The sequence below is a fragment of the Verrucosispora sp. FIM060022 genome (assembly GCF_003977705.1).
GTDB classification, from domain to species: domain Bacteria; phylum Actinomycetota; class Actinomycetes; order Mycobacteriales; family Micromonosporaceae; genus Micromonospora; species Micromonospora gifhornensis.
The window spans coordinates 162,426-184,435 of record NZ_RQIV01000005.1 but is presented as its reverse complement, the minus strand read 5'-3'; the positions used below and the strand labels follow the sequence as shown (position 1 = coordinate 184,435).

The following is a 22,010-nucleotide window of genomic DNA, read 5'->3' as shown; positions in this document are numbered from 1 at the left end:
CCCGATCAGGTCCGGAGAGTACGCAGGATGCGGGTCAGCTCGGCCCGGTCGGCGTCGTCGAGGTGCCCGAAGAAGCGGTCCGCGGCGGCCCGGCGGGCCGCGCGGATCTCGGTGCCGACCCGGTGACCTTCCTCGGTGAGCGCGACCAGGGTGGCCCGCCGGTCGGCCGGGTCGGGCCGGCGCGCGACGAACCCGCGTTCCTGAAGGTCGTCGATGACTTCGGTGGCCGAGCGGGGCGCGATGCGCAGGTGCTCGGCGAGCGTGCCGGGGCGGGCCTCGCCGAGGCGCGCCAACACGCCGAGCGCCCGGGACTGGCTGGGGGTGACCGCCCAGGGTTCGAGGGCCTCGCGGGTCTGCCGGCGCAGCCGCGCCGCCACCGCCCTGAAGGTCTCCGCCAGGCTCTCGTCGTCGTTGACACCGCCGGTGGTGGGCTCGGTCACCGGAATACCGTAGCACGGGATACGGTTGCACCCTCATAGAGAGGTAACCTCAGCATCTGATCCCGACGAGAGGCGGTTCCCTTGGAACCCTCCCCCAGCGGCCGCGGCCACCGCACCCTCAGCGCCGAGGAGAAGGCGCAGGCCCGCCAGGTGTCACTGCGCCGCATCGGTCGACTCTTCACCCCGCACCGGCCCGCGCTGGCCGTCGTCACCGCGATCATCGTGGCCTCCTCGATCATCGCGATGGCCACCCCGTTCCTGCTGCGTACGGTGATCGACCGCGCCCTGCCCGAAGGCGACACGACCCTGCTGGTCTGGCTGGTCCTCGGCATGGTCGCGGTGGCCGCCGTCACCGCCGTGCTCGGCGTGGTGCAGACCTGGATCTCCACCCGGGTCGGTCAACAGGTCATGCACCGGCTGCGCACGGACGTCTTCGGCCACCTCCAGCGACAGTCGCTTGGCTTCTTCACCCGCACCCGCACCGGGGAGGTGCAGTCCCGGATCACCAACGACATCGGTGGGATGCAGTCGGTGGTCACCTCCACCGCCACCGCCGTGGCGTCCAACCTCACCACCGTGGTCGCGACCGCGGTCGCCATGGTGGCGCTGTCCTGGCAGCTCTCCCTGGTCTCGCTTGTCGTGCTGCCGCCGGCGATCTGGCTGACCCGCCGGGTCGCCCGGATGCGCCGAGAGATCACCGCCCGCCGCCAGCGCGAACTCGCCGACCTCAACGTCACCGTCGAGGAAGGGCTGTCGATCAGCGGGGTGCAGCTGGCCAAGACCCTCGGCACCGGGCCCGCCCTGATCGACCGGTTCACCGCCTCCTCGGCACGGCTGGTGGACCTGGAGCTGCGCAGCGAACTGGCCGGCCGGTGGCGGATGGCCACGATGAGCATCATCTTCGCCGCCGTACCCGCCGTCATCTACCTCGCCGCCGGTCTGCCCGGCACCGCCGGCACGCTGAGCATCGGCACCCTGGTCGCCTTCACCGCCCTGCAGAGCGGCCTGTTCCGGCCGCTGACCGGGCTGCTCAACGTGGGCGTCTCGCTGGCCGCGTCGCTGGCGCTGTTCGCCCGGATCTTCGAGTACCTCGACCTGCCGGTCGACGTCGACGACCCCGCCGAACCGGTTCGCCTCGACCCCGCCCGGGTACGCGGGCAGGTGCGCTTCGAGGACGTCACCTTCACCTACCCGGGCAACGACACCGCCGCCCTCGCCGGGATCAACCTCGACGTACCCGCCGGCGCCCACCTCGCGGTGGTCGGTGAGACCGGCTCCGGCAAGAGCACCCTCGCCGCGCTGATCAGCCGGCTGTACGACCCGACCGCCGGCCGGGTCACCATCGACGGCGTGGACCTGCGCGACCTGCGCCTGGCCGACCTGGCCGCGATCGTCGGCGTGGTCAGTCAGGAGACGTACCTGCTGCACAGCACCGTCCGGGAGAACCTGCGCTACGCCCGGCCGGACGCCACCGACGCCGAGATCGAGCAGGCCGCCCGCGCGGCCCAGATCCACGACCTGATCGCCGGCCTTCCCGACGGGTACGACACCATGGTCGGCTCGCGCGGCCACCGGTTCTCCGGCGGCGAGAAGCAGCGCCTGGCCATCGCGCGGACGCTGCTGCGTGACCCGCGGATCCTGGTCCTCGACGAGGCCACCAGCGCCCTGGACACCGAGACCGAACGGGCCGTGCAACGGGCCTTCGACGTGCTCGCCGAGGGGCGTACCACGATCACCATCGCCCACCGCCTCTCCACCGTCCGCGACGCCGACCAGATCGTGGTGCTCGACCACGGCCGGATCGTCGAGGCCGGCGACCACCGCAGCCTGAGCAACCGCAACGGCCGCTACGCCAGTCTGGCCTCCTGAAGGCCGGACTGGGATGATCGACGGGATGGCGGGATCACTCTTCGCGACCAGCGACCTGCATGTCGGGTATGCGGAAAATCGACAGATCGTCGACCGGATCGAGCCGGAGTCCGCCGACGACTGGCTGGTCGTCGCCGGTGACGTCGGTGAGCGCTTCGACGACATCGAACGCACGTTGCGCCTGCTGCGTGGCCGGTTCGCCCGGGTGATCTGGGCACCCGGCAACCATGAGCTGTGGACGCACGCGTCGGATCCGGTGCGGCTGCGCGGCGAGCACCGCTACCGGGACCTGGTCCGAATGTGCCGGGACATCGACGTGCTCACCCCGGAGGACGACTACGCCGTCTGGCGAGGGCCGGGCGGGCCGGTGACGATCGCCCCGCTGTTCCTGCTCTACGACTACACGTTCCGGCCGCCGGGCGCGGACACCAAGGAGGAGGCGCTGCGCCAGGCGTACGACAAGGGTGTGGTCTGCGTCGACGAGATGGTGCTGCACCCGGACCCCTATCCGGACCGGGAGGCCTGGTGCCATGCCCGGGTGGCGCTGTCCGAACGTCGCCTGGCGGCGGCGGATCCGGCGATGCCGACGCTGCTGGTCAACCACTGGCCGCTGGTGCGCCAGCCCACCGAGGTGCTGTGGTACCCGGAGTTCGCGCAGTGGTGCGGGACGGTCCTCACCGCCGACTGGCACGTACGGTTCCGGGCCGCCGCGGTGGTCTACGGTCACCTGCACATCCCCCGGACGACCTACTACGACGGCGTACGGTTCGAGGAGGTCTCGCTCGGCTACCCCCGGGAGTGGATCCGCCGGGGCCCGACCCCGGACCCGCTACGTCGGATCTTCGGGACCCCCTCGTGATCGGCGTACCACTGCCGGCGCCCGCGGGTCAGTAGCCGATCGTGCGGTGCAGCCGCAGGAACGTCTCGGTGAAGCCGAGCCTCGGCCAGGTGCGTGAGGACAGCAGGTTTGTCACCCGCCAGTCGGTGACGACGCAGTCGAAGCCACTGTCGACGGCCCAGTCGACGACGGCCGTGCCGAGCGCCCGCCCGGCACCGGCCCCACGGGCGGGCGGGAAGACCGCGGCGTAGCCGAGGAAACCGGCGTTGTCCGGGCGGGCCGGGCCGAGGTGGCTGCTCGACTTCTCCAGCGCACACCCGATCGCGGAGCCGATCACCGTGCCGTCGCGGACGGCGACGAAGGTGGCGTACTCCGGGTTGTCGATGTCGTCGGCCCAGTCGTCGAGGCTCTCCTCGACGGTGCCGATCCGGCCGGCCGAGAAGGTCGGGGACAGGCCCTGGTGCGCCGGTAGTTCCAGGTCGAGTCGGGCGAGGTCCGGGATGTCCGCGCGGGTGGCCCGGCGTACCGTCAGGTCTTGCGCCAGGGGCTTCGTGGCCAGCTTCGTCGCCGGCCGGACGGCGTGCGCGTGCTGCTGGCCGAAGCCCAGCCGGAACCAGGCACGGACCAGTTCCTGGTCGTCAGCCGGCACCACGACGTAGTGCGCGGTGCGGCCCTCGTCGACCCAGCGGGTCGCGGCCGCCGCGTACAGGTCGCGCATCGTCTCGGCGTCGGTGGCCGCCTGGCCGGCCGCCTCCACCCAGATGTTCGGCCCCCACAGCGGCGAGGTCTTCGGCGCACCGAGCAGGAACCCGACCGGTACGCCGGCCCGGATCGCGACCGCGCCGGAGGCGTCCGGTGCCTTGAACGCGGCGGTCACCTCGGCGACGGCGGTCTCGGGTGCCTCGAAGCGGGGCGAGAGCAACGGCTGCGCGAGACGCTGCCGGCGGTGCCGCTGTGCCAGCAGCGCGCCGCAGGCCGTCAGGTCGCCGGCCTCGATCGGCCGGATCTCCACCGGGGACATGGGCGGCACACTAACGCGAACCCGCACGCCTGGCACCCGATTTTCGGGCCCGGAACTCCCCCGATGCCACCACCCTACCTAACGGTAGGTAGGGTGGTGGCATGACAACCGATCCGATCGTGCAGGCCGTCGAGCTCACCAAGGTCTACGAAACCCGCCGGGCGCTCGACGACCTCGCGCTTCGTGTGCAACCGGGTAGCCGGTTCGTCGTGCTCGGGCACAACGGCGCGGGCAAGTCGACGCTGCTGGAGATCATCGCGACGCTGCGGGTGCCGACCTCCGGCTCGGTACGCGTCGGCGGCTTCGACACGGTGCGCCAGCCGCGAGAGGCGGGGCGCCTGATCGGCCTCGCACCGCAGTCGAACGCCCTGGACCCGCTGGCCACCCCGACGGAGGTGCTCGACTTCCAGGCGGTGGCCCTGGGCCTGGGGCGTCGTCAGCGCACCCGCCGCACCCGTGATCTGCTCGACCTGTTCGGCCTGGGCGAGCACCGCGCGTCCCGGGTGGCCACCCTGTCCGGGGGCACCCGCCGCAAGCTGGACCTGGCCGTGGCACTGGTCGCCGAGCCGACGTTGGTGATTCTGGACGAGCCGACCACCGGCCTCGACCCGCTCGCCCGCATCGACTTCTGGGCCGAACTGACCCGGCTCAACTCCGACGGCACGACCCTGCTCATCTCGACTCAGGACCTGCACGAGGCGGACGTCCTCGCCACCGACATCGCGGTGCTGCGCGAGGGCAGGGTCGTCGCCCAGGGCACCCCGGCCGCACTCAAGCAACGCGTGGGTACGCGCACGCTGACCCTCGACCTGTCCACCGACGCCGCCTCGGCCGCCCTCGTCTCCTCCTCCCGTGTCGGATTCCTCCCCGACGACCACGGCAACCGGGTACGCCTCGGCATCTCCGACGACCCGGCGGCGCTGCGGGACGCGCTGACCGAGATCAGTGGCGTGGCCGGCGAGATCACCGGACTTCACCTCTCCGAACCCTCGCTCGACGACGTGTTCGTCGCCCTGGCCGCCCGCTGACCCCCGCCGCTACCCGAAAGGCGTTCTTCCGATGACCCTCCCGTTTGCTGTCGCCGCACCTCGACGTACCCCGACTCCCGTCGTCCTGGCGGCCGTGCGGCGGTCCACCCGAGCCGTGCTCCGCTCACCCGCGCTGCTTGTCGCACCCGTCGCGCAGAGCCTGTTCTTCCTACTCGTCTACGCCGGACAGCTCAGCACCGTCGGCAGTTCCTACCTGCCCGGGACCGGCTTCATCGCGTTCCTGCTCCCGCTGATCCTGCTCACCGGGGTCGCCACCGGCGCGGGTGCCGCCGGCACGCTCGTGCTGCGCGACATCACCAGTGGTTACCTCGACCGCCTCCGGCTCGCCCACGGCAGCACCACCCCGTTCCTCGTCGGCCCGGTCGGGGCCGCGCTGGTCGCGGTCGTCGTGCAGATGGTGATCACGGTCGTCGGGGCGACGGTGATCGGCTACCGGCCGCAGAGCTGGCCCGGGGTGTTCACGATGCTGCTGTTGCTGGTGGCGCTGGGGCTCGGTGTCGCGCTGCTGAGCACCGCGCTGGCGATCCGGTCGGCCTCGGCGTCCACCACCGGGCTGGTTCCGCTCGCCGTGTTCGGGCTGTCCTTCTTCACCGGTGTCTTCGCGCCGGTGGACGAACTCGCGACCTGGATGCGGTTGATCGCCACGGTCAACCCGCTGACCTATATCGTCGAAACCGCCCGTCAACTCGGCAGTGGCGACACGCTCACCGCTGCCCCGGTCGGCGTCACGGCAGTCGCCTTCCTCGCTGTTGCCGGGATCGTCGCCTGTGCCCTGGCCCTGCGCAACGCGAGGAAGAAGCGATGAGTCCGCACACCGACACCCGCGCCCAGATCATGGACGCCTTCGCCGAGCAACTCGCCGCGACCGGCTACCAGGGCATTTCGTTGGCGCAGGTGGGGCGGACCGTCGGCATCCAGAAGCCGTCCATCTACCACCATTTTCCGGGCGGCAAGGAGGACCTCTACATCGCGGTCGCCGAGCGTTACATCCGCGACGTCGGTGGGCGGCTCGCCGCCGCGCTCGTCGACCATCGTGACGTCGAGGAGCGACTGGGCACGCTCGCCGCAGTGGTGGCCGGGCAGAAGGGTGAGTCGATCACCTTCGAGCAACGCATCTACGACGCGCTGCACCTGGTCTCCGACGAAACCCGTGACCACGTACGGGCCTGCTACGTGAATCTGGTGCTGGACCCGGTCACCGCGTTCTTCACCTCGGCGCGCGACCAGGGGGTCGTCGCCGGCGAGCCGGCGTTCCTGATGAACGCGTTCCTGCATCTGGCCCGCGCCGCGGATCTCACCGACGACACCGACCCGACCAGGATCGTCGCCCTCTTCCTCGACGGCGCACGCCCCCGATGACCCGCCCGCCGCAGGGGGCGTGCCCGGCCTGGGGGTCGCCGGGCACGCCTCGGCTCAGCGGAAGGCGGAGTGGCCGGTGAGCACCTGACCGATGATCAGCTGGTGAACCTCGGAGGTGCCCTCGTAGGTCAGCACGGACTCCAGGTTCGCGGCGTGCCGGATGACCGGATAGTCGAGGGTGATGCCGGCCGCGCCGAGGATGGTGCGGCATTCCCGGGCGATGGCGATGGCCTCCCGGACGCTGTTGAGCTTGCCGAGGCTGACCTGCCGGTGGTCCAGGGTGCCGGCGTCCTTCGCCGCGCCGAGATGCATCGCCAGCAGCATCCCCTTGCCCAGTTCCAGGCTCATGTCGGCGAGCTTGAGCTGGGTGGCCTGGTACGCGGCGAGCGGCCGGTCGAAGATCTGCCGGCTGCGGGCGTACTCGACAGTGGTCTGAAGGCAGTCGTGGGCCGCGCCGAGCGCCCCGAAGACGATGCCGAAGCGGGCCTCGTTGAGGCAGGACAGCGGCCCGGACAGGCCCGCCGCCGCCGGCAGCATGGCGTCGGCGGGCAGCCGCACGTCGTCGAGGACGAGTTCGGAGGTGACCGAGGCACGCAGCGACTGCTTGCGGGTGATCTCGGCGGTGGTGAAGCCGGGTGTGCCGGCGGGCACCAGGAACCCCCGTACGCCCTCGTCGGTGCGGGCCCAGACCACCGCGACGTCCGCGATCGACCCGTTGGTGATCCACATCTTGGTGCCGGTCAGCACCCAGTCGCTGCCGTCGCGGCGGGCCCGGGTACGCATGCCGGACGGGTCCGAGCCGAAGTCCGCCTCGGTCAGCCCGAAGCAGCCGATCGCCGCACCGGCGGCCATCGGGGGCAGCCACTGCTGCTTCTGCTCCTCCGAGCCGAACCGCCAGATCGCGTACATGGCCAACGAGCCCTGCACGGAGACCAGGGAGCGCAGGCCCGAGTCGCCGGCCTCCAACTCGAAGCAGGCCAGCCCGTACGCGGTGGCGGAGGTGCCGGCGCAGCCGTACCCCTGCAGGTGCATCCCGAGTACGCCGAGTTCACCCAGCTCGACGGCCAACTCCCGGGCCGGCAGCTGACCGTCGTCGTACCAGGTCGCGATCTGCGGCCGGATCCGCCGGTCGACGAACTCGCGCACGGCAGCCTGCAACTGCCGGGTGTCGTCGTCGATCAGCGAGTCGATCCCGAAGTAGTCGAGGGTGGACGCGGGAACGGTCAAGGTCACGGTCGGCTTCCTTTTCGGCGTGGTCAGAGTCAGTCGAGGATGCCCTCGTGCAGGGCGCGCAGCACCGCGTTCGTCCGGTCCCGGGCGCCGAGCTTGGTCAGGATCATGGAGACATGGTTCTTGACCGTACCCTCGGCCAGGAAGAGCGCACCGGCGATCTCCCGGTTGCTGTAACCGTGCGCGACCAGCCGCAGCACCTCCCGCTCACGCTCGGTGAGGCTCTGCACGGTGGGCGCGTCCGGGCCGGCCGGTGAGGGGCCCGAACGGATCGCCCGCAGCATCCGGTCGGTGATCGACGGGGCGATGAGCGTGCCACCGTCGGCGAGCGTGTGGATCGCCCGGGTCAGCTGCTCCAGCGTCACGTCCTTGAGCAGGTAGCCGCGCGCCCCCGCGCGGAGGGCACCGAGCACCAGCGCGTCGTCGTCGAACGTGGTCAACACCAGCACCGGGATGTCGATGTCGGCGGCCTTGAGCTGTTCGATGGTCCAGATGCCATCGAAGCGGGGCATCCGCAGGTCCAGCAGGATCACGTCGGGCATGGTCTGTGCGATCACCGGCAGCGCGGCCCGGCCGTCGGCGGCCTCACCGACGACGTCGACCTGGGCGACCTCCAGCAGCCCACGGATGCCCTGCCGGACGAGGGTCTGGTCGTCCACGACCACCACCCGGATCATGGCGTGGGCACCCGTGCGGTCACCCGGAAGCCCGCCGAGCCGTCGATGACCACCTCGCCGCCGAGCGCCTCGAAGCGTTCCCGCAACCCTCGCAGCCCGTTGCCGAACGTCGGCCTACGCGCGCCGCGTCCGTCGTCGTGCGCGTCGAGCACCGCGGCACCGTCGTCACCGGTGACCGAGATCCGCAGCCGCTGCGCCTCGGCGTGCCGGATGGTGTTGGTGATGATCTCCTGTGCCGCGCGGACGAACGCCGCCGCGCGCTCCTCGTCCACCTGTACGTCGGCCGACACGTCGATCGACACGTCGAGGCCGGGCAGGTCACGCGCCATCCGCCGGAGCGCCTGACCGAGATCGACGGTCTCCGTACGCAACTGTCCGACCGTGGCCCGGACGTCGCCGAGCAGGTCCCGGGCGACACGGTCGGCCCGCTCCACGTGCTCCCGCGCCGCAGCACCGTCGCGGTGCCGGGCGGTCTCCAGCTCCAGGGTCAACACGGTCAACTGGTGGCCGATCAGGTCGTGCAGCTCCCGGGAGATCCGCAGACGTTCCTCGGTCCGCGCCGATTCCTCCAGGCGCAGACCGGCGGCCTTCAACTCGACGTGTGCGGCGGCCAGCTCACGACGCATCCGCTGTTCGCGCAGCAGGGTCATCGAGCTGAGCAGCGAGGCCAACTGGATGAGCAGGTAGAAGCCGACGACCAGGGTCAGCTCCGCCGGCGTACGCGTGGTCGGCACCGCGACGAGGATGATCACCGCCGTGTTGAGGCCGACCACGGTCAGCCCGACGGACAGCGGAACCACGTAGACGCTCACCGCGGCGGTGAGGACCAGCAGCACGGGCAGCAACCCCAGGTGTCGCGCGGTGAGCACCAACGTCCAGGCGGCGACGACGGCCACCCCGTACGCCACGTACCGCGACCGGCCCTGCTCGGGCGCGGCCGTCGCGGTGAGCAGCGCCGCCAGCAGCAGGACGAACAGGGCGAGCCACCAGCCCCGCCCGATCATCAGCTCGGCCGCGCCGAACAGGCCGGGGGCGGCAACGGCCACCGCCACCACGAGCATCGCCAGACCGGACCACTCCTCGGTGCCGACACGTCGCATGTCCCCACCCTAGGTGGGGTTCGTCCTGGTCACCGGTGCCGGAAGTCATGGTCGCCGGTGATGACTTCCGGCACCGGACATCGTCCCGGCGACGCTCGTAGCGTCGGAGCATGACCAGTTCCGAGACGGCCGTCCTCGCCGAGAACCTCGCCAAGAGCTACCGCCACGTCCAGGCGGTGGCGCAGGTGAGCCTGCGGGTCGCGCCCGGCGAGACCATGGGCATTCTCGGCACCAACGGTGCCGGCAAAACGACGACCATCGAGATGATCGCCGGCCTGCGGGTGCCCGACCGAGGGCAGGTACGCGTCCTCGGCCTCGACCCCCGTCGCGACCGCGCCCGACTGCGGCAGGTGCTCGGCGTCCAGCTTCAGGACGCCTACCTGCACCACGCGCTGCGCGTCAGCGAACTGGTCGAGCTGTACCGCAGCTTCTATCCCGATCCGCGTCCCGCCGACGAACTGTTGGAACTGGTCGACCTGACCCGGCAGCGCCGGACCATCTTCGAGAAGCTCTCCGGTGGGCAGAAGCAGCGGCTCTCCATCGCCCTCGCGCTCGTCGGGCGGCCACGGGTCGCGATCCTCGACGAGCTCACCACCGGCCTGGACCCGGCGGCCCGGCGACGCATGTGGAGCGCCATCGAGCAACTCAAGTCCGAGGCGGTCACCGTCCTGCTGGTCAGCCACGCGATGGAGGAGGTCGAACGGCTCTGCGACCGGGTCGCCGTCCTCGACGCCGGCCGGGTCGTCGCGGTGGACACGCCCGCCGGTCTGCGTGCCCGGGCCGGCACCGACACCCTCGACGACGCGTTCGTCACGTTGACCGGCAAGGACCTCGAGGAGGCGACATGACCACCGCGATCATGCCCCATCGGCCCGGGGCACGCGCTCTGCTCGTCCTGGTCGGCTGCGAGGCCAGGATGGTCGTACGGGACACCGCAGGGCTTGTCGTCCCGCTGGGCCTGCCGCTGCTGATCCTGCTGACCAGCGCCGGTTCCGCCGGTAACCAGGTCGTGGCCGACGGGCGTACGGCGTTGGAGGTGTACGTCCTTCCGCTGGTGGTCACCATGGTCGTGGCGATGATCGGCATCATCAACATGCCGAGCTTCCTGGCCTACTACCGGCGCTCGGGCATCCTGCGGCGGCTGGCGGTCACCCCGCTCTCGCCGGCCCTGGTGCTGGCCGCCCAGGCGATCGTGAGCGTCGCGCAGACGCTCGTCGGCATCACGGTGGCCGCCGGGGTGGCGGTGCTGCTGTTCGACGCCCGCCCGCCGGCCGACGTCGCGGTGGCGCTCGGCGTGCTGGCGCTCACCATGGCGGCGATGTACGCCATCGGCATGCTTGTCGCGGCGGTCGCACCGACACCGAATTCGGCCGTGGCCCTCGGCCTTGTCGCGTTCTTTCTCCTCGGTGCCCTCGGCGGCATGTTCGGAGGCCGGCAGGCGTTGCCCGATCCGCTCGCCGACCTCGGCGGCTGGCTGCCCTTCGGCGCCGCCGTGGACGCCATCTCGTCCGCCTGGACCGGCGCGGCCGTCGACGCCACTGCCCTGCTCGGTCTCGGCGCGACAGTCCTCCTCGGCACCCTGGTAGCCGCCCTCCTGTTCCGCTGGGAATAACCCCGACGAACTCGACCCTGACATCGCCCCCGACCACGACGGCGTGGGCTCGCGACCGTCCAGAAGGGGGTGGATTCACGCTCGATCCGGGATCGAGTGGCTAGCCATCGCGCGAAGGCCACTCGATCCCGGACAGAGCACGATCATGGACAGGGCGGGCGAGTGGGCGGGGCATGCCGGGCGGGGACGGGGCGGGGCGGGGCGGGGCGGTGGAGAATCGGGCGGTGACTGGCCCCCTCATCCGAGACCGTACGCAGGCCGACCTACCCGCCTGCGTACAGCTGCTGACCGAGGTGCACCGCGCCGACCGCTACCCGCTCAACTGGCCGGCCGACCCGTACCGCTGGTTGTGCCCGGCGCGGCTGCGCCAAGCGTGGGTCGCCGTGAGCGAGAGCGGCGACCTGGTCGGGCACCTCGCCGTTCAACAGACACCAGACCACGGGGCCGAGGTGGTCCGGTTGTTCGTCGCACCCGTCCACCGTCGCCGCCACGCCGGCACCGCCCTGCTGCGGCGGATCGCGCAATGGGCCGACGATCAGCAGATCGATCTGACGTTGCAGGTGGTCGACCGGGCCGGCTCGTCGGCCGTGGCGCTGTACGAAGAGCAGGGGTGGCGCCACAGCGGCACGAGCACTGCGGACTGGACCGCTGCGGACGGCCGGCCAGTGACCGTACGCCACTATGTCCTCTCCCCCGGCCGGTTGCGTCGTTGACCTGCCCGCTTGTTCCTTGGTCTAGAAGATCCAGCGGATCACGGTGACGAGCCCGATCACGGCGAGCCCCACGGCGCTCACGCCGAACGCGGTCGCCACCAGGCAGGGGAACGTGACGCTCCAGAAACCGGGAGGTGCGGGTTCCGGCCCGTTCTCGGTCCAGGTCACGCGGCCCAGGCCTTCCGCACCGGCCTGCTCGATCAACCGCGCCAGCCGCGCCCCGGCCACGGGCCCGAGGTGGTCGGCCGTGTCGGCGTTGACGCGCAGCAACCGCAGACGTCGCCAGGCGCTCGGATGGGCTCGTTCGAACGCCGCGATCTCCGGCGTGGTGGCGTCGTCGCTGAGAAAGCCCCACCGCCCGGCGTCGACCACGTTGCCCACCTGCCGGTACAGCGCCGCACGCCGGGCCCGCAGTTCCAGATCGTCGGGGTGGGCGGCGGTGAGGCTCGCCAGGCGCTGCATGGCAGGGTGGTAGTGCCCGCGCCGCAGATCCTCGGTGACCTTCGCCAGCACCTGCGCTTTCCCCATGCCCGTCATGGTGCAAGATCGGGCGGTCGCTTCGAAAGCCGATTTGGGAAGGCGAGATCGACCCATGGAGATCCGGGAGATCGCACCCAGCGGGGACGAGTCCCTGGCGCGGGCGCTGCTGGCGGTGCAGCATGCGGCGTACGCGGTGGAGGCGGCGATCATCGGCGACGACCGGATCCCGCCGCTGCACGAGACGCTCGACGAGGTGCGTGCCGCGCCGCTGAGGTGGCTCGGCGCCTTCCAGGAGCACCGGCTGATCGGGGCGATCGGCTGGTCGCAGGACGACTCGGTGGTGGACATCGACCGGCTCGTCGTCGACCCGGCGGCGCATCGGCGAGGCGCCGGCAGGGCGTTGGTGGGCGCAGTTCTCGCCTCGGCCGGTCACCGTCGAGTCGTCGTGGCGACGGGACGGGACAACCGGCCCGCCAGGGGGTTGTACGAGGGTCTCGGGTTCGTGCGGACCGGCGAGGTGGAGGTCATCCCCGGTCTCTGGATCACGCAGTACGCCCACCCTCCGACGGCGGTGCAGTCGGCGAAGGACGCCGTTGGCGCATCCGCCCGGGCCGATCGCACCGGGCCGCTGCCAGCGGTGTCGGGCTGGGACGAGGCCCTCGCACCACGGCAGCGGGCCCTGCTGCGGCGGTGGCTTCCGGGCGCGACCCTCGTGCGGGACCACAGCTGGGGTCTGGTGGCGACGCGCGTGATCGAGGTGTCCTGCGCGGGGTCACGGTTCATCGTCAAGGCCGGTGGTGCCGACGACCGCCACATCGAGCGGGAACTGCACGCCCACCGCACCTGGTTGCGGCCCTGGACCGACCGGGGTCGCGCGCCGATGCTGGTGCACGGCAGCGCGGAGGACCAGCTCCTCGTCACCCGCTACCTGCCCGGGGAGCTGGTGCTCGGCACCGGGCACGCCGATCAGTCCGACACGTACCGGCAGGCGGGCGAGTTGCTGGCGCTGCTGCACGCCCAGAGCGCCGTCGTCGACGACGACTACGAGCGACGGGAGAACGAACGGTCACTGGCCTGGCTCGACCGGCCGCACCGGATCGCCGCGAGCACCGTCGCGCGGCTGCGCGCCGAGATCGCCGACTGGCCGACCCCGCCGGCGACCCTCGTGCCCACCCACGGGGACTGGCAGCCCCGCAACTGGCTCGTGCACGACGGCGTCGTGAGCATCATCGACTTCGGCCGGGCGGCGCTGCGTCCCGCGCTCACCGACTTCGCCCGGCTGGCGGTGCAGGACTTCCGTCGCGATCCGCGCCTGGAAGCGGCCTTCCTCGACGGGTACGGCGCTGATCCGCGCGAGGCGGACGCGTGGTACCGCACCCTGGTCCGCGCGGCGATCGGCACCGCGGCGTGGGCCCACCAGGTGGGTGACGAGTCGTTCGAGGCCCAGGGTCATCGGATGCTCGCCGAGGTGTTGGCGGCGACGTAGGCGCGTGTCGGTCGCCGCCGGGCGTGCGCTAGAGGGGGAATCGGCCGCGCCGCCACTGCCAGTGGTGGCCGGCGGCCAAATGGTCGATGATCGCGCGTTGCAGCACGGTACGGCGGGGCAGTGCGTCCAGTGGCGTGCTCAGGGTACGGAACACGAACCGCAGGACTTCGACGTCGGCGTCCAGCCCGTCGGGCTGCTCGTAGGGCTCCAGCTCGAACCGGCGCTGGAACCGGATGATGTTGGAGTCCTCGGGCAGGTACTCCGCCAGCTGCGGATCGAGCAGCCACGAGCCGCAGGCGAACGCGGTGTAGTGCTCGTCGGGGAAGTGGCGTGGGAAGAACGCCCGCGCCTGGTCCAGCGACGCGTCGATCGCCTCGGGGCTCAACGGCCCGGAGTCCGGGATGTGCAGGTCGATGGTGGTGCCGGCGCGGTGATGCTGCAACCGGCCCAGCTCGTACAGGCTGCCGCGAATGTGCAGCGTCAGCCAGCTCTGCATGACCGGCCAGCCCTCGCCGCGCATCCGCCGGTCGATCGCCAGGTTCCGGCCCAGGTCGGCGAGGGTCGTCCAGGACACCGCGTCGGCGATGCCGTGGTCGCGGTGGTACGCCATGGCGACGTCGACCAGGGCCAGGTACGCGTACACGTAGAGGTGCCGCCAGGCGGGACCTCGGTCACGGGGCAACTCCGGACCGGGCACCAGCCAGCCGTGGCCCCCGAGATCGGCGCGGACCAGCGCGATCGAGCGGTCGAGCAGCCACCGCAGCTCCGGCGTCCACTGTGGTGAGCCTGGGTCGGGCCAGCCCGCGATGATCTCGGCGGCGTCGTCGGGCGGGACTGCGAGCCGGGCGAGGATCGCCGGTGCGTCGGATGCGGCCGGCAGCGGCGCCGACGGGCGGTCACCGGCGAGCCGGTGCACCCGCTCGACCTCCTCGACGGGCACTGCGAGTCGGGCGGCGGTGTCGACAGGGTCCACCGGCCGACCCTACCGACCGGCGGTCCGGAGCAGAAGGCGACAGATGCCCGGCGGTCCGCCGGGCATCTGCCATCTCAACCGAGCCGGCTGGCCAGCACCACCATCAGCTCGAATCGGGCGCTCGGGTCGTCCAACTGGTCGCCGTACAGCTCACGCAGGCGCTTGAGCCGGTAGCTGACCGTCTGCGGGTGCACGAACAACTCGGCGGAGACCTCGGCCCGTGAACCCCAGTGCCGCAGCCAGCTGTGCAGGGTGGACAGCAGGTTCTCCCGCTGCGCGGGACGCAGGTCGGCCAGCGGGGCGAGGCGGCGGGCGGTGAGCACCGCCAGGGCGCCGGTCTCGCCGCGCAGCGCCAGCGCGACCAGGTGATCGTCGACGAAGATCGGGTCAGGGTCGGGCCCGAGCAGCCCGGCGGCCAACTCGGCGAGCCGGACCGCCGCCGGCACCTGGGGCCAGGCCAGTCCCGGTCCCACCACCGCCCACCGCCCGGCCAGCGCCTCGGTCAGCGCGGCCCGGGTGGCGCGCGGGCCGGCCCGCAGCAGCAGCACCGCGTCCCGGCCACGCTCGACCACCAGACCGTCCGGGCCGTACCGGAACCGCACGTCGCGGGCCTGGTCGAGCGGCAGCAGCACCGGCACCACGGCGTCGAGGTCGGGCCAGCCGATCCGGGCCGCCGCCGCGCCGACCGCGCTGGGCATGCCGTCGCCACGCAGCAGCAGTTCGGCGAGTTGCCGGCGTCGGTCGCCCTCGCCGGCCTGTTCGCGCAGTTGCAGGGCGTACCCGTCGGTGCTCGCCGCGGCCAGTTCGTCGACGTACGCGGTGACCGCGTCGGAGAGGTCGATCAGTTCCTCGGTACCGACCGGACGCAGCCGGGCCAGCGACTGCGACGCGGTACGCAGCAGTTGCCGCCCCGCCATCCGCAGCGCGGCGAGCAGCGCCTCCGGTCCGCGTTCCTCCCGGGCCTCGGCGGCCCCGAGGGCGACGAAGACCTCCCGGAAGGTGCCCGGCAGCGCCGGTTCGTCGGTGCCGACCAGGTCGAGGAAACGGTCGAGCGCGACCTGGACGGCGTGCCGCACGTCCCGGGCGAACTTGTCGTCGGCGATCCCGGCGAAGGCCGGCGTGGCCTCGGTGACCGCGACCGCCACGGCGTCGACCGTCACCGGCAGGTGCGGGCGCATGGCGGTGGCCAGGTCGGCGGAGAGGCGTCGCCAGGCAGGCGCGGGCCCGGGCACGGTCACCCGGCGATTTTGTCACGGCAGGATAAAAACGCCGGGGATTGTCGCTGCCGGCGGGACGGTGTCTCGACACCCGGTCCGGGTGACCATGGACGCCACCGCCGACCGAGGAGAGTGCCGTGCAGCATCGCCGGTCCCGCCAGCATGTGGTCGACATGTGCCGCACCATGCTCGCCCGTGGCTACCTCAAGGCCACCGAGGGCAACGTGTCGGTGCGGGTGCCCGGTCACCGGCTGTACGCGGTCACCCCGAGCAACTACGACTACGACCGGATGCGGGTGGAGGACATCTGCATCGTCGACTTCGACGGCAGGCACGTGCCCGACGACTCCGGCGTCGACCTCAAGCCCTCCATCGAGTGCGGGATGCACGCCAACATCTACCGGGAACGCGCGGACGTCAACGCGATCGTGCACACCCACCAGCCGTACGCCTCGGCGCTGGCGTTCCTGCGCAAGCCGATCCCGGCGCTCACCGACGAGCAGGTGCGTTTCCTCGGCCGCGAGGTGGCCATCATCGACTACGCCCCGTCGGGCACCTCGTTCCTGGCCCGCAACGTGCAGAAGAAGGTGGCCAGCGGGGACAACGCGTTCATCATCGCCAACCACGGGGTGGTCGCGGTGGGCACCGACCCGGACCGGGCGGTGTTCAACATGGCGCTGCTGGAGAAGGTCTCCATCGCGTACCTGCTGGCGTTGACAAGCGAGGCGGGGAAGGTGCACACCATCCCGACGGCGATCCGGGAGATCGCCTTCGGCAAGTTGCGGGCCGACGAGAAGCGCATCGCCGCGCAGATCACCGAGGCGGTCGAGCCGCTGCGGGTGCCGGCCGACGAGTCCCTGCCCAGCGCGGACGCGGTCGCCGCGGAAACCATGGCCGCCGTCGGGTCGGACGAGGTGCCGGGGGCCGGGTCCACCCCGCTCGGGTACGCGATCAGCGCGTACCCGGACGTCGAGGACGTGATGCGTCGGCTCAAGGCGCTGACCGCACAGCCGATCCGCGGGCTGCGTCACGACGCACTGCTCGACGTGCTGAACTACTTCGACACCAAGTGCCGGGCCAGCAAGGAGATCACCGACCGGGCCAAGCGGCGCATCCCCGGCGGGGTGCAGCACAACCTGGCCTTCAACTACCCGTTCCCCCTCGCCATCGAGAAGGCCGAGGGGGCGTACCTGGTCGACCGGGACGGCAACACCTACATCGACTTCCTCCAGGCCGGTGGGCCGACCATCCTGGGCAGCAACTACGGCCCGGTCAACGAACGGGTCGCCGAGGTGGTCCGCGACTGCGGCCCGGTGACCGGCCTGTTCCACGAGTACGAACTCAAACTCGCCGAGATCATCCACCGGTACATGCCGCACATCCAAATGTACCGCTCCCTGGGCTCCGGCACCGAGGCGGTGATGGCGGCGGTACGCGGCGCACGCGCCTTCACCGGCAAGAAGATGGTGATCAAGGTTGGTGGGGCGTACCACGGCTGGTCCGACACGATGGTCTACGGCCTGCGCGTGCCCGGCACGTACCGGATGAACGCCAAGGGCATCCCGTTCGGCGCCACCGCCCGCACCCGGGAGGCGTTCCCGCACGACCTCGGACAGCTCAAACGTAAGCTGATCGAGAACCGGCTGCGCGGCGGCACGGCGGCGGTGGTGGTCGAGCCGGTCGGCCCGGAATCCGGCACCCGGCCCGCGCCGCGGGACTTCAACGCCAAGGTCCGCGAGTTGTGCGACGAGTTCGGCGCGCTGCTGATCTTCGACGAGGTGGTCACCGGGTTCCGGCTCGGCCTCGGCGGGGCGGCCGGCTACTTCGGCGTCACCCCGGATCTGACCGTGCTCGGCAAGGCGGTCTCCGGTGGTTACCCGATGGCCGGCGGGGTCGGCGGGCGGGCCGACGTGATGGCGGTCTTCGGTTCCGGGTTGGACGGCAGGAGCGGGGCGCACATCCAGGTCGGCGGGACCCTGTCGGCCAACCCGCTGTCCTGCGCGGCCGGCTACTTCGCCATCGAGGAGATGGCCCGGACCGGAGCGCCGGTGATCGCCGGGCGGGCCGGTGACCGGCTGACCCGAGGGTTGCAACGGCTGATCGACTCGTACGGGCTGCCGTACGTCGCGTACAACCAGGGTTCGATCGTGCACCTGGAGTGCAGCGGCGTGATGTTGCTGGACATGCGCAACCCGGTCAAGCTGCTCAAGGAGAACAAGGCCCGCAAGCGGCTGATGGAGCAGATGGGTGCGGCGTACACCGCGCACGGCATCATCACCCTGGCCGGTTCCCGGATGTACACCTCGATGGCCGACACCGACGCCGTCATCGACGACGCGCTGGCCCGCTTCGATCAGGTCTTCGCCCTCGTCGAGGGGGTCTGAGCCGGTGGCCGCCACCGCACCCCAGGTTCTCGCGATCGACCTGGGCACCTCGGCGTTGAAGGCCGCCCTGGTCGCCGCCGACGGCACCGTCACCGGCTGGGCCGAGCGGTCCCTGTCGCTGCGGGTGCTGCCCGGCGGCGGCGCCGAACAGGACCCGGCGACCTGGTGGGCGGCGCTCGGCGCGGTCGCCGCGGACCTGGGCCGCGCCCATCCCGACCAGATGCGGGCGGTGGCCACGGTCTGCGCCTCCACCCAGGGCGAGGGCACCATCGCCGTGGACGCCGCCGGGGAGCCGCTGACGCCGTGCATCTCCTGGCTGGACATGCGGGGCGCGCCCCACCTGCGTCGACAGTTCCGCGGCTTCCCGGCGTACCAGGGCATGTCGGTGCGTCGCATCGCGCGGTGGCTGCGGCTCACCGGCGGCATGCCCTCGCCGACCGGCAAGGACCCGGCCGCCCACATGCTGTTCGTCCGCGACGAACAACCGCAGGTGTACGCCCGCACCGCCGCCTTCCTCAACGTGCTCGACTGGATCAACCTGCGGCTCACCGGACGGACGGTCGCCACCGTCGACTCGATCCTCACCTCCTGGGTCACCGACAACCGCCGGCCCGGCGACATCCGCTACTCCCCCGCGCTGGTCGCCGACTGCGGCATCGACGCCGACAAGTTGCCGCCGATCGTCGCCTGCACCGAGGTGCTCGGCCCGCTGACCCCGGCCGCCGCCGCGCACCTGGGGTTGCCCGAGTCGGTCCAGGTGGTCGCCGGGGCGATCGACACCACCGCGGCGGCGATCGGGGCCGGCACCACCGGCGACCGCCAGGCGCACCTCTATCTGGGCACCTCGTCGTGGATCGCCGCGCACGTGCCGGGCAAGAAGACCGATGTGGTGGCGGGCATCGCCTCAGTGCCCTGCGCGATCGGCGACCGCTACCTGATGACCGCGCTGCAGGCCACCGCCGGGGCCAACCTCACCTGGCTGCGCGACAAGGTCGTCGAGTACGACGATCCGCTGCTCGGCGCCGGGCACGTCAGCCGCGACGAGGGCTCCATCTTCGACGCCTTCGACATGATCATTCCGACGGTGCCGCCGGGCGCGAACGGCGTGCTCTACACCCCCTGGCTGTACGGCGAACGTGCCCCGGTCGACGACGCGCACCTGCGGGCCGGGTTCCTCAACATCTCGCTGGACACCAGCCGCTCCGACCTGCTGCGGGCGGTCTTCGAGGGGGTGGCTCTCAACACCCGCTGGCTGGCCGCGGCGGTCGACCGGTTCCTCGGCGCGCCGGTCACCTCGCTGGCCATCACCGGTGGTGGGGCGCTGTCGGACTCGTGGTGCCAGATCTTCGCCGACGTGCTGGGCGTGCAGATCCGCCGCGACGCCCAGCCGCTGGCGGTCAACGCCCGCGGCGCCGGCTGGATCGGTGCGGTCGGCGCCGGCCGGCTCGACTTCGCCCACATTCCCGACCTGATGCGTACCGACCGGGTCTTCGCCCCGACGCCGGAGCACCGGGCCACCTACGACGAGGTCTTCGCCGTCTACCGGGATCTGCATCAGCGGTTGGCCCCGGTGTATCGCCGGCTGAACCGTCCCCGCTGACGCAGACCGGGCCGAGAGGCCCTCTCATCGATTGGGACCGACAGCCGGGACGCCGATTCCGGAAGTTCCGGGATCCATCGATGATGGCGTTTGTCTGCCGCGGATGCGAGGCTAGGACGCCGACGCAGGCCATCGACAGGAGGGTACGTGGAGACGACACGCCGGAAGTCCCTCGGCACCTCTCCCACCGACGACCAGCAACCGGGCCCTGAACAGGAGGAATCGACACCGGATCCCGGTGCCGGTGAAGCAGGTCCGACCGGTGCCCTGGCGACGGCGTCGCGGCTGCTGCGTCACGAATGGACCTTGGCGTCGCTGGCCGGTCTGCTGTTGGCCGTCGTCCTCACCTGGCCGACCCTGAAGCATCCGTGGACGACCATCCCCGGCGACATCGGGGATCCCACATTGCAGGCATGGCAGGTCGCCTGGGCCGGGCACGCCCTGATCACCGACCCGCTCGCGCTCTGGCACTCCAATGCGTTGTTCCCGGAGGCGTACACCTACGCCTACACCGACACCCTGCTCGGGTACGCGCCCGTCGGGATGCTCGGCGGCAGCATGGAAGCGGCCGTGTTCCGCTACAACCTGCTCTACGTCTTCGCCCACGCACTCGCCTTCGTCGGGGCGTACGCCCTGGTGCGTCAGCTGGGTGGCATCCGGACGGCGGCGGCGGTCGCCGGCATCGCCTGGGCCTTCGCGCCGTGGCGGCTGGCCCACAGCGGCCACCTGAACATCCTCTCCACCGGCGGCATCGCGTTGTGCCTGGCCATGCTGGCTCGTGGTCACGGCTGGTCGCTGCGGGAGGGGCACCGGCCGGCGCTGCACCGCCCCGGCTGGATCGTGGCCGGCTGGCTCGTCGCCACCTGGCAGGTGCTCCTCGGCCTCGCGATCGGCCTACCGCTGATCTACATCCTGGCCGGCGCCGGGCTGGTGGTGGTGGCGGCGATCGGGTGGCGCCGGTGGCGCAGCGGCCGGTGGATCCTGGGTCGCCGGGTGGTGCTGGCCAACCTGTTCGGTGGCGTCGTCTTCGGTGCGGTGTGCATCTGGCTGGGGACCACGTTCCTGCGGGTGGTGGAGCTGTATCCGCAGGCGCGCCGGGATCTGTCCTGGACGGAGATGTTCTCTCCGCCCCTGGGCGGATACTTCATCGCCCCGGCGGACTCCTGGCTGTGGGGTGACTACTTCGAGCCCGCACGGGCGCAGTTGACCTGGCCGCCGGAGATGGCCCTGCTGCCCGGCGTCACGTTGATCATGCTGGGGGTGGCCGGGCTGAGCTACTCGGTGTTCCGCCTCCGGCATCGGCTGTTGCTCGGGCTCGGTGTGCTGGTCAGCGGTGCGCTCGGGCTGGGCAGCAACCTCCTCGGTGACGGCGACCCGGGATACATGACGTTGTCGCGTCTGCTGCCCGGCTGGGACGCGCTGCGAACCCCCGGGCGGCTCATGGTGTGGACGAGCCTGCTGCTCGCCATTCTCGCCGCCGGCGCGATCACGGAGTTCGGTCGGCAACTGCCCACCATGCGATGGCCGCGGGTGGTCGGGCGGATCGTGCTCGTGCTGCCACTGCTGCTGGTCCTGGTCGAAGGTGTCAACCGCACCCCGCACCCGGTCGCGCCACCGGCGCCGACGGCGATCCGGTCAGCCCCCGAACCGTTGCTGGTCCTGCCCGCTGAAGGCATCTCCGAATTCCACGTCATGCTCTGGTCCACCGACGGGTTCCCTCGGGTCGCCAACGGTTTCGCCAACTTCGTGCCGCCCCACCAGCAGCAGATCCGCTCGGTGAGCATGACCTTCCCCGACGCCAACAGCATCGCCTATCTGCGGCAGGTCGGCATCCGGTCGGTGGTCGTGCTGCCGGACCAGCTCTTCGGCACGCCCTGGGACGGCGTCACCACCCGACCGCTGGACGGCCTCGGCATCACCCGGGAGGAGATCGACGGCGCGTTCGTCTACCACCTCGGTTGA

Annotated in this window: 20 protein-coding genes; 12 read left to right on the top strand and 8 right to left on the bottom strand. The window is 71.5% G+C overall.

The features are described 5' to 3' along the window. Positions 1-5: 5 nt before the first annotated feature. The gene (locus EG812_RS16070) at positions 6-440 is read right to left on the bottom strand and encodes a MarR family winged helix-turn-helix transcriptional regulator (RefSeq protein ID WP_013733525.1); all 435 of its coding nucleotides are present in this window, start codon (positions 438-440) and stop codon (positions 6-8) included. Between the two features lie 81 nt (positions 441-521). On the opposite strand from EG812_RS16070, the gene EG812_RS16065 reads away from it, so the two are divergent. Together EG812_RS16065 and EG812_RS16060 are read left to right on the top strand one after the other, a co-directional pair. Then, entirely contained in the window at positions 522-2,309 is a 1,788-nt protein-coding gene (locus tag EG812_RS16065; protein ID WP_126711999.1) for an ABC transporter ATP-binding protein, read from the top strand. Between the two features lie 25 nt (positions 2,310-2,334). Beyond that, positions 2,335-3,168 carry a metallophosphoesterase family protein gene (locus EG812_RS16060; RefSeq protein ID WP_050814741.1) on the top strand — a complete coding sequence of 278 codons (834 nt, stop codon included), beginning with the start codon at positions 2,335-2,337 and terminating at the stop codon, positions 3,166-3,168. 28 nt (positions 3,169-3,196) lie between these two features. Here the strand turns inward: EG812_RS16060 and EG812_RS16055 are convergent, their stop codons facing one another. Further along, the gene (locus EG812_RS16055; RefSeq protein ID WP_126711998.1) at positions 3,197-4,168 is read right to left on the bottom strand and encodes a GNAT family N-acetyltransferase; all 972 of its coding nucleotides are present in this window, start codon (positions 4,166-4,168) and stop codon (positions 3,197-3,199) included. Positions 4,169-4,269: 101 nt separating this feature from the next. Here EG812_RS16055 and EG812_RS16050 point away from each other — a divergent pair, with 101 nt between their 5' ends. Genes EG812_RS16050 through EG812_RS16040 form a run of 3 tightly spaced genes read left to right on the top strand, consistent with a single transcriptional unit; the run spans position 4,270 to position 6,576 of the window. After that, positions 4,270-5,196 (top strand): ABC transporter ATP-binding protein, encoded by a 927-nt coding sequence (locus EG812_RS16050; RefSeq protein WP_126711997.1) that lies wholly within the window; start codon positions 4,270-4,272, stop codon positions 5,194-5,196. A 31-nt stretch (positions 5,197-5,227) separates the two neighbouring features. Beyond that, positions 5,228-6,022 carry an ABC transporter permease gene (locus EG812_RS16045; RefSeq protein ID WP_126711996.1) on the top strand — a complete coding sequence of 265 codons (795 nt, stop codon included), beginning with the start codon at positions 5,228-5,230 and terminating at the stop codon, positions 6,020-6,022. Beyond that, positions 6,019-6,576, top strand: a complete 558-nt coding sequence (locus EG812_RS16040) for a TetR/AcrR family transcriptional regulator (protein WP_013733519.1) — start codon at positions 6,019-6,021, stop codon at positions 6,574-6,576. The genes EG812_RS16045 and EG812_RS16040 overlap by 4 nt, the downstream gene beginning before the upstream one ends. Before the next feature lie 54 nt (positions 6,577-6,630). On the opposite strand, the gene EG812_RS16035 is transcribed toward EG812_RS16040, so the two are convergent. From EG812_RS16035 to EG812_RS16025, 3 genes are all read right to left on the bottom strand, one after another. Next, on the bottom strand, positions 6,631-7,767 hold the full coding sequence (locus EG812_RS16035; protein ID WP_415878015.1) for an acyl-CoA dehydrogenase family protein: 1,137 nt from the start codon (positions 7,765-7,767) through the stop codon (positions 6,631-6,633). A gap of 71 nt (positions 7,768-7,838) precedes the next feature. After that, the gene (locus EG812_RS16030) at positions 7,839-8,483 is read right to left on the bottom strand and encodes a response regulator (protein ID WP_102656491.1); all 645 of its coding nucleotides are present in this window, start codon (positions 8,481-8,483) and stop codon (positions 7,839-7,841) included. Further along, positions 8,480-9,583 (bottom strand): sensor histidine kinase, encoded by a 1,104-nt coding sequence (locus tag EG812_RS16025; protein ID WP_102656492.1) that lies wholly within the window; start codon positions 9,581-9,583, stop codon positions 8,480-8,482. Before EG812_RS16025 ends, EG812_RS16030 begins: the two co-directional genes overlap by 4 nt. 110 nt (positions 9,584-9,693) lie before the next feature. On the opposite strand from EG812_RS16025, the gene EG812_RS16020 reads away from it, so the two are divergent. From EG812_RS16020 to EG812_RS16010, 3 genes are all read left to right on the top strand, one after another. Next, complete coding sequence (locus tag EG812_RS16020; RefSeq protein WP_013733515.1) at positions 9,694-10,431, top strand: ABC transporter ATP-binding protein; 738 nt, start codon at positions 9,694-9,696, stop codon at positions 10,429-10,431. Further along, positions 10,428-11,195, top strand: coding sequence for an ABC transporter permease (locus EG812_RS16015; protein WP_013733514.1), 768 nt, complete (start codon positions 10,428-10,430; stop codon positions 11,193-11,195). The genes EG812_RS16020 and EG812_RS16015 overlap by 4 nt, the downstream gene beginning before the upstream one ends. 224 nt (positions 11,196-11,419) lie before the next feature. After that, entirely contained in the window at positions 11,420-11,908 is a 489-nt protein-coding gene (locus EG812_RS16010; protein WP_126711995.1) for a GNAT family N-acetyltransferase, read from the top strand. Positions 11,909-11,929: 21 nt separating this feature from the next. Here EG812_RS16010 and EG812_RS16005 read toward each other — a convergent pair whose 3' ends face one another. After that, entirely contained in the window at positions 11,930-12,436 is a 507-nt protein-coding gene (locus tag EG812_RS16005; protein ID WP_126711994.1) for a DUF6584 family protein, read from the bottom strand. A gap of 64 nt (positions 12,437-12,500) precedes the next feature. Between EG812_RS16005 and EG812_RS16000 the strand changes: the two genes are divergently transcribed. Next, positions 12,501-13,874, top strand: a complete 1,374-nt coding sequence (locus EG812_RS16000) for a GNAT family N-acetyltransferase (protein ID WP_158632517.1) — start codon at positions 12,501-12,503, stop codon at positions 13,872-13,874. A gap of 28 nt (positions 13,875-13,902) precedes the next feature. Here EG812_RS16000 and EG812_RS15995 read toward each other — a convergent pair whose 3' ends face one another. Together EG812_RS15995 and EG812_RS15990 are read right to left on the bottom strand one after the other, a co-directional pair. Beyond that, entirely contained in the window at positions 13,903-14,847 is a 945-nt protein-coding gene (locus EG812_RS15995; protein WP_013733510.1) for an acyltransferase domain-containing protein, read from the bottom strand. Between the two features lie 74 nt (positions 14,848-14,921). Beyond that, positions 14,922-16,085, bottom strand: a complete 1,164-nt coding sequence (locus tag EG812_RS15990; RefSeq protein ID WP_126711992.1) for a PucR family transcriptional regulator — start codon at positions 16,083-16,085, stop codon at positions 14,922-14,924. Between the two features lie 116 nt (positions 16,086-16,201). On the opposite strand from EG812_RS15990, the gene EG812_RS15985 reads away from it, so the two are divergent. The 3 genes from EG812_RS15985 to EG812_RS15975 all read left to right on the top strand — a co-directional run bounded on the left by EG812_RS15985 (position 16,202) and on the right by EG812_RS15975 (position 22,010). Further along, positions 16,202-18,448: an aminotransferase class III-fold pyridoxal phosphate-dependent enzyme gene (locus tag EG812_RS15985; protein WP_126711991.1), complete on the top strand. Its 2,247-nt coding sequence runs from the start codon at positions 16,202-16,204 to the stop codon at positions 18,446-18,448. 4 nt (positions 18,449-18,452) lie between these two features. Next, positions 18,453-20,048 carry a xylulokinase gene (locus EG812_RS15980; protein ID WP_126711990.1) on the top strand — a complete coding sequence of 532 codons (1,596 nt, stop codon included), beginning with the start codon at positions 18,453-18,455 and terminating at the stop codon, positions 20,046-20,048. A gap of 267 nt (positions 20,049-20,315) precedes the next feature. Beyond that, positions 20,316-22,010 carry a hypothetical protein gene (locus EG812_RS15975; RefSeq protein WP_233579521.1) on the top strand — a complete coding sequence of 565 codons (1,695 nt, stop codon included), beginning with the start codon at positions 20,316-20,318 and terminating at the stop codon, positions 22,008-22,010.

Excerpts from the sequence above, each read along its gene's own strand:
- EG812_RS16055 (WP_126711998.1), bottom strand. The coding sequence starts at position 4,168 with ATGTCCCCGGTGGAGATCCGGCCGATCGAGGCCGGCGACCTGACGGCC.
- EG812_RS16030 (WP_102656491.1), bottom strand. The coding sequence starts at position 8,483 with ATGATCCGGGTGGTGGTCGTGGACGACCAGACCCTCGTCCGGCAGGGC.
- EG812_RS16045 (WP_126711996.1), top strand. The coding sequence starts at position 5,228 with ATGACCCTCCCGTTTGCTGTCGCCGCACCTCGACGTACCCCGACTCCC.
- EG812_RS16025 (WP_102656492.1), bottom strand. The coding sequence starts at position 9,583 with ATGCGACGTGTCGGCACCGAGGAGTGGTCCGGTCTGGCGATGCTCGTG.
- EG812_RS16015 (WP_013733514.1), top strand. The coding sequence starts at position 10,428 with ATGACCACCGCGATCATGCCCCATCGGCCCGGGGCACGCGCTCTGCTC.
- EG812_RS16020 (WP_013733515.1), top strand. The coding sequence starts at position 9,694 with ATGACCAGTTCCGAGACGGCCGTCCTCGCCGAGAACCTCGCCAAGAGC.
- EG812_RS16050 (WP_126711997.1), top strand. The coding sequence starts at position 4,270 with ATGACAACCGATCCGATCGTGCAGGCCGTCGAGCTCACCAAGGTCTAC.
- EG812_RS16040 (WP_013733519.1), top strand. The coding sequence starts at position 6,019 with ATGAGTCCGCACACCGACACCCGCGCCCAGATCATGGACGCCTTCGCC.
- EG812_RS16000 (WP_158632517.1), top strand. The coding sequence starts at position 12,501 with ATGGAGATCCGGGAGATCGCACCCAGCGGGGACGAGTCCCTGGCGCGG.
- EG812_RS16005 (WP_126711994.1), bottom strand. The coding sequence starts at position 12,436 with ATGGGGAAAGCGCAGGTGCTGGCGAAGGTCACCGAGGATCTGCGGCGC.
- EG812_RS16060 (WP_050814741.1), top strand. The coding sequence starts at position 2,335 with ATGGCGGGATCACTCTTCGCGACCAGCGACCTGCATGTCGGGTATGCG.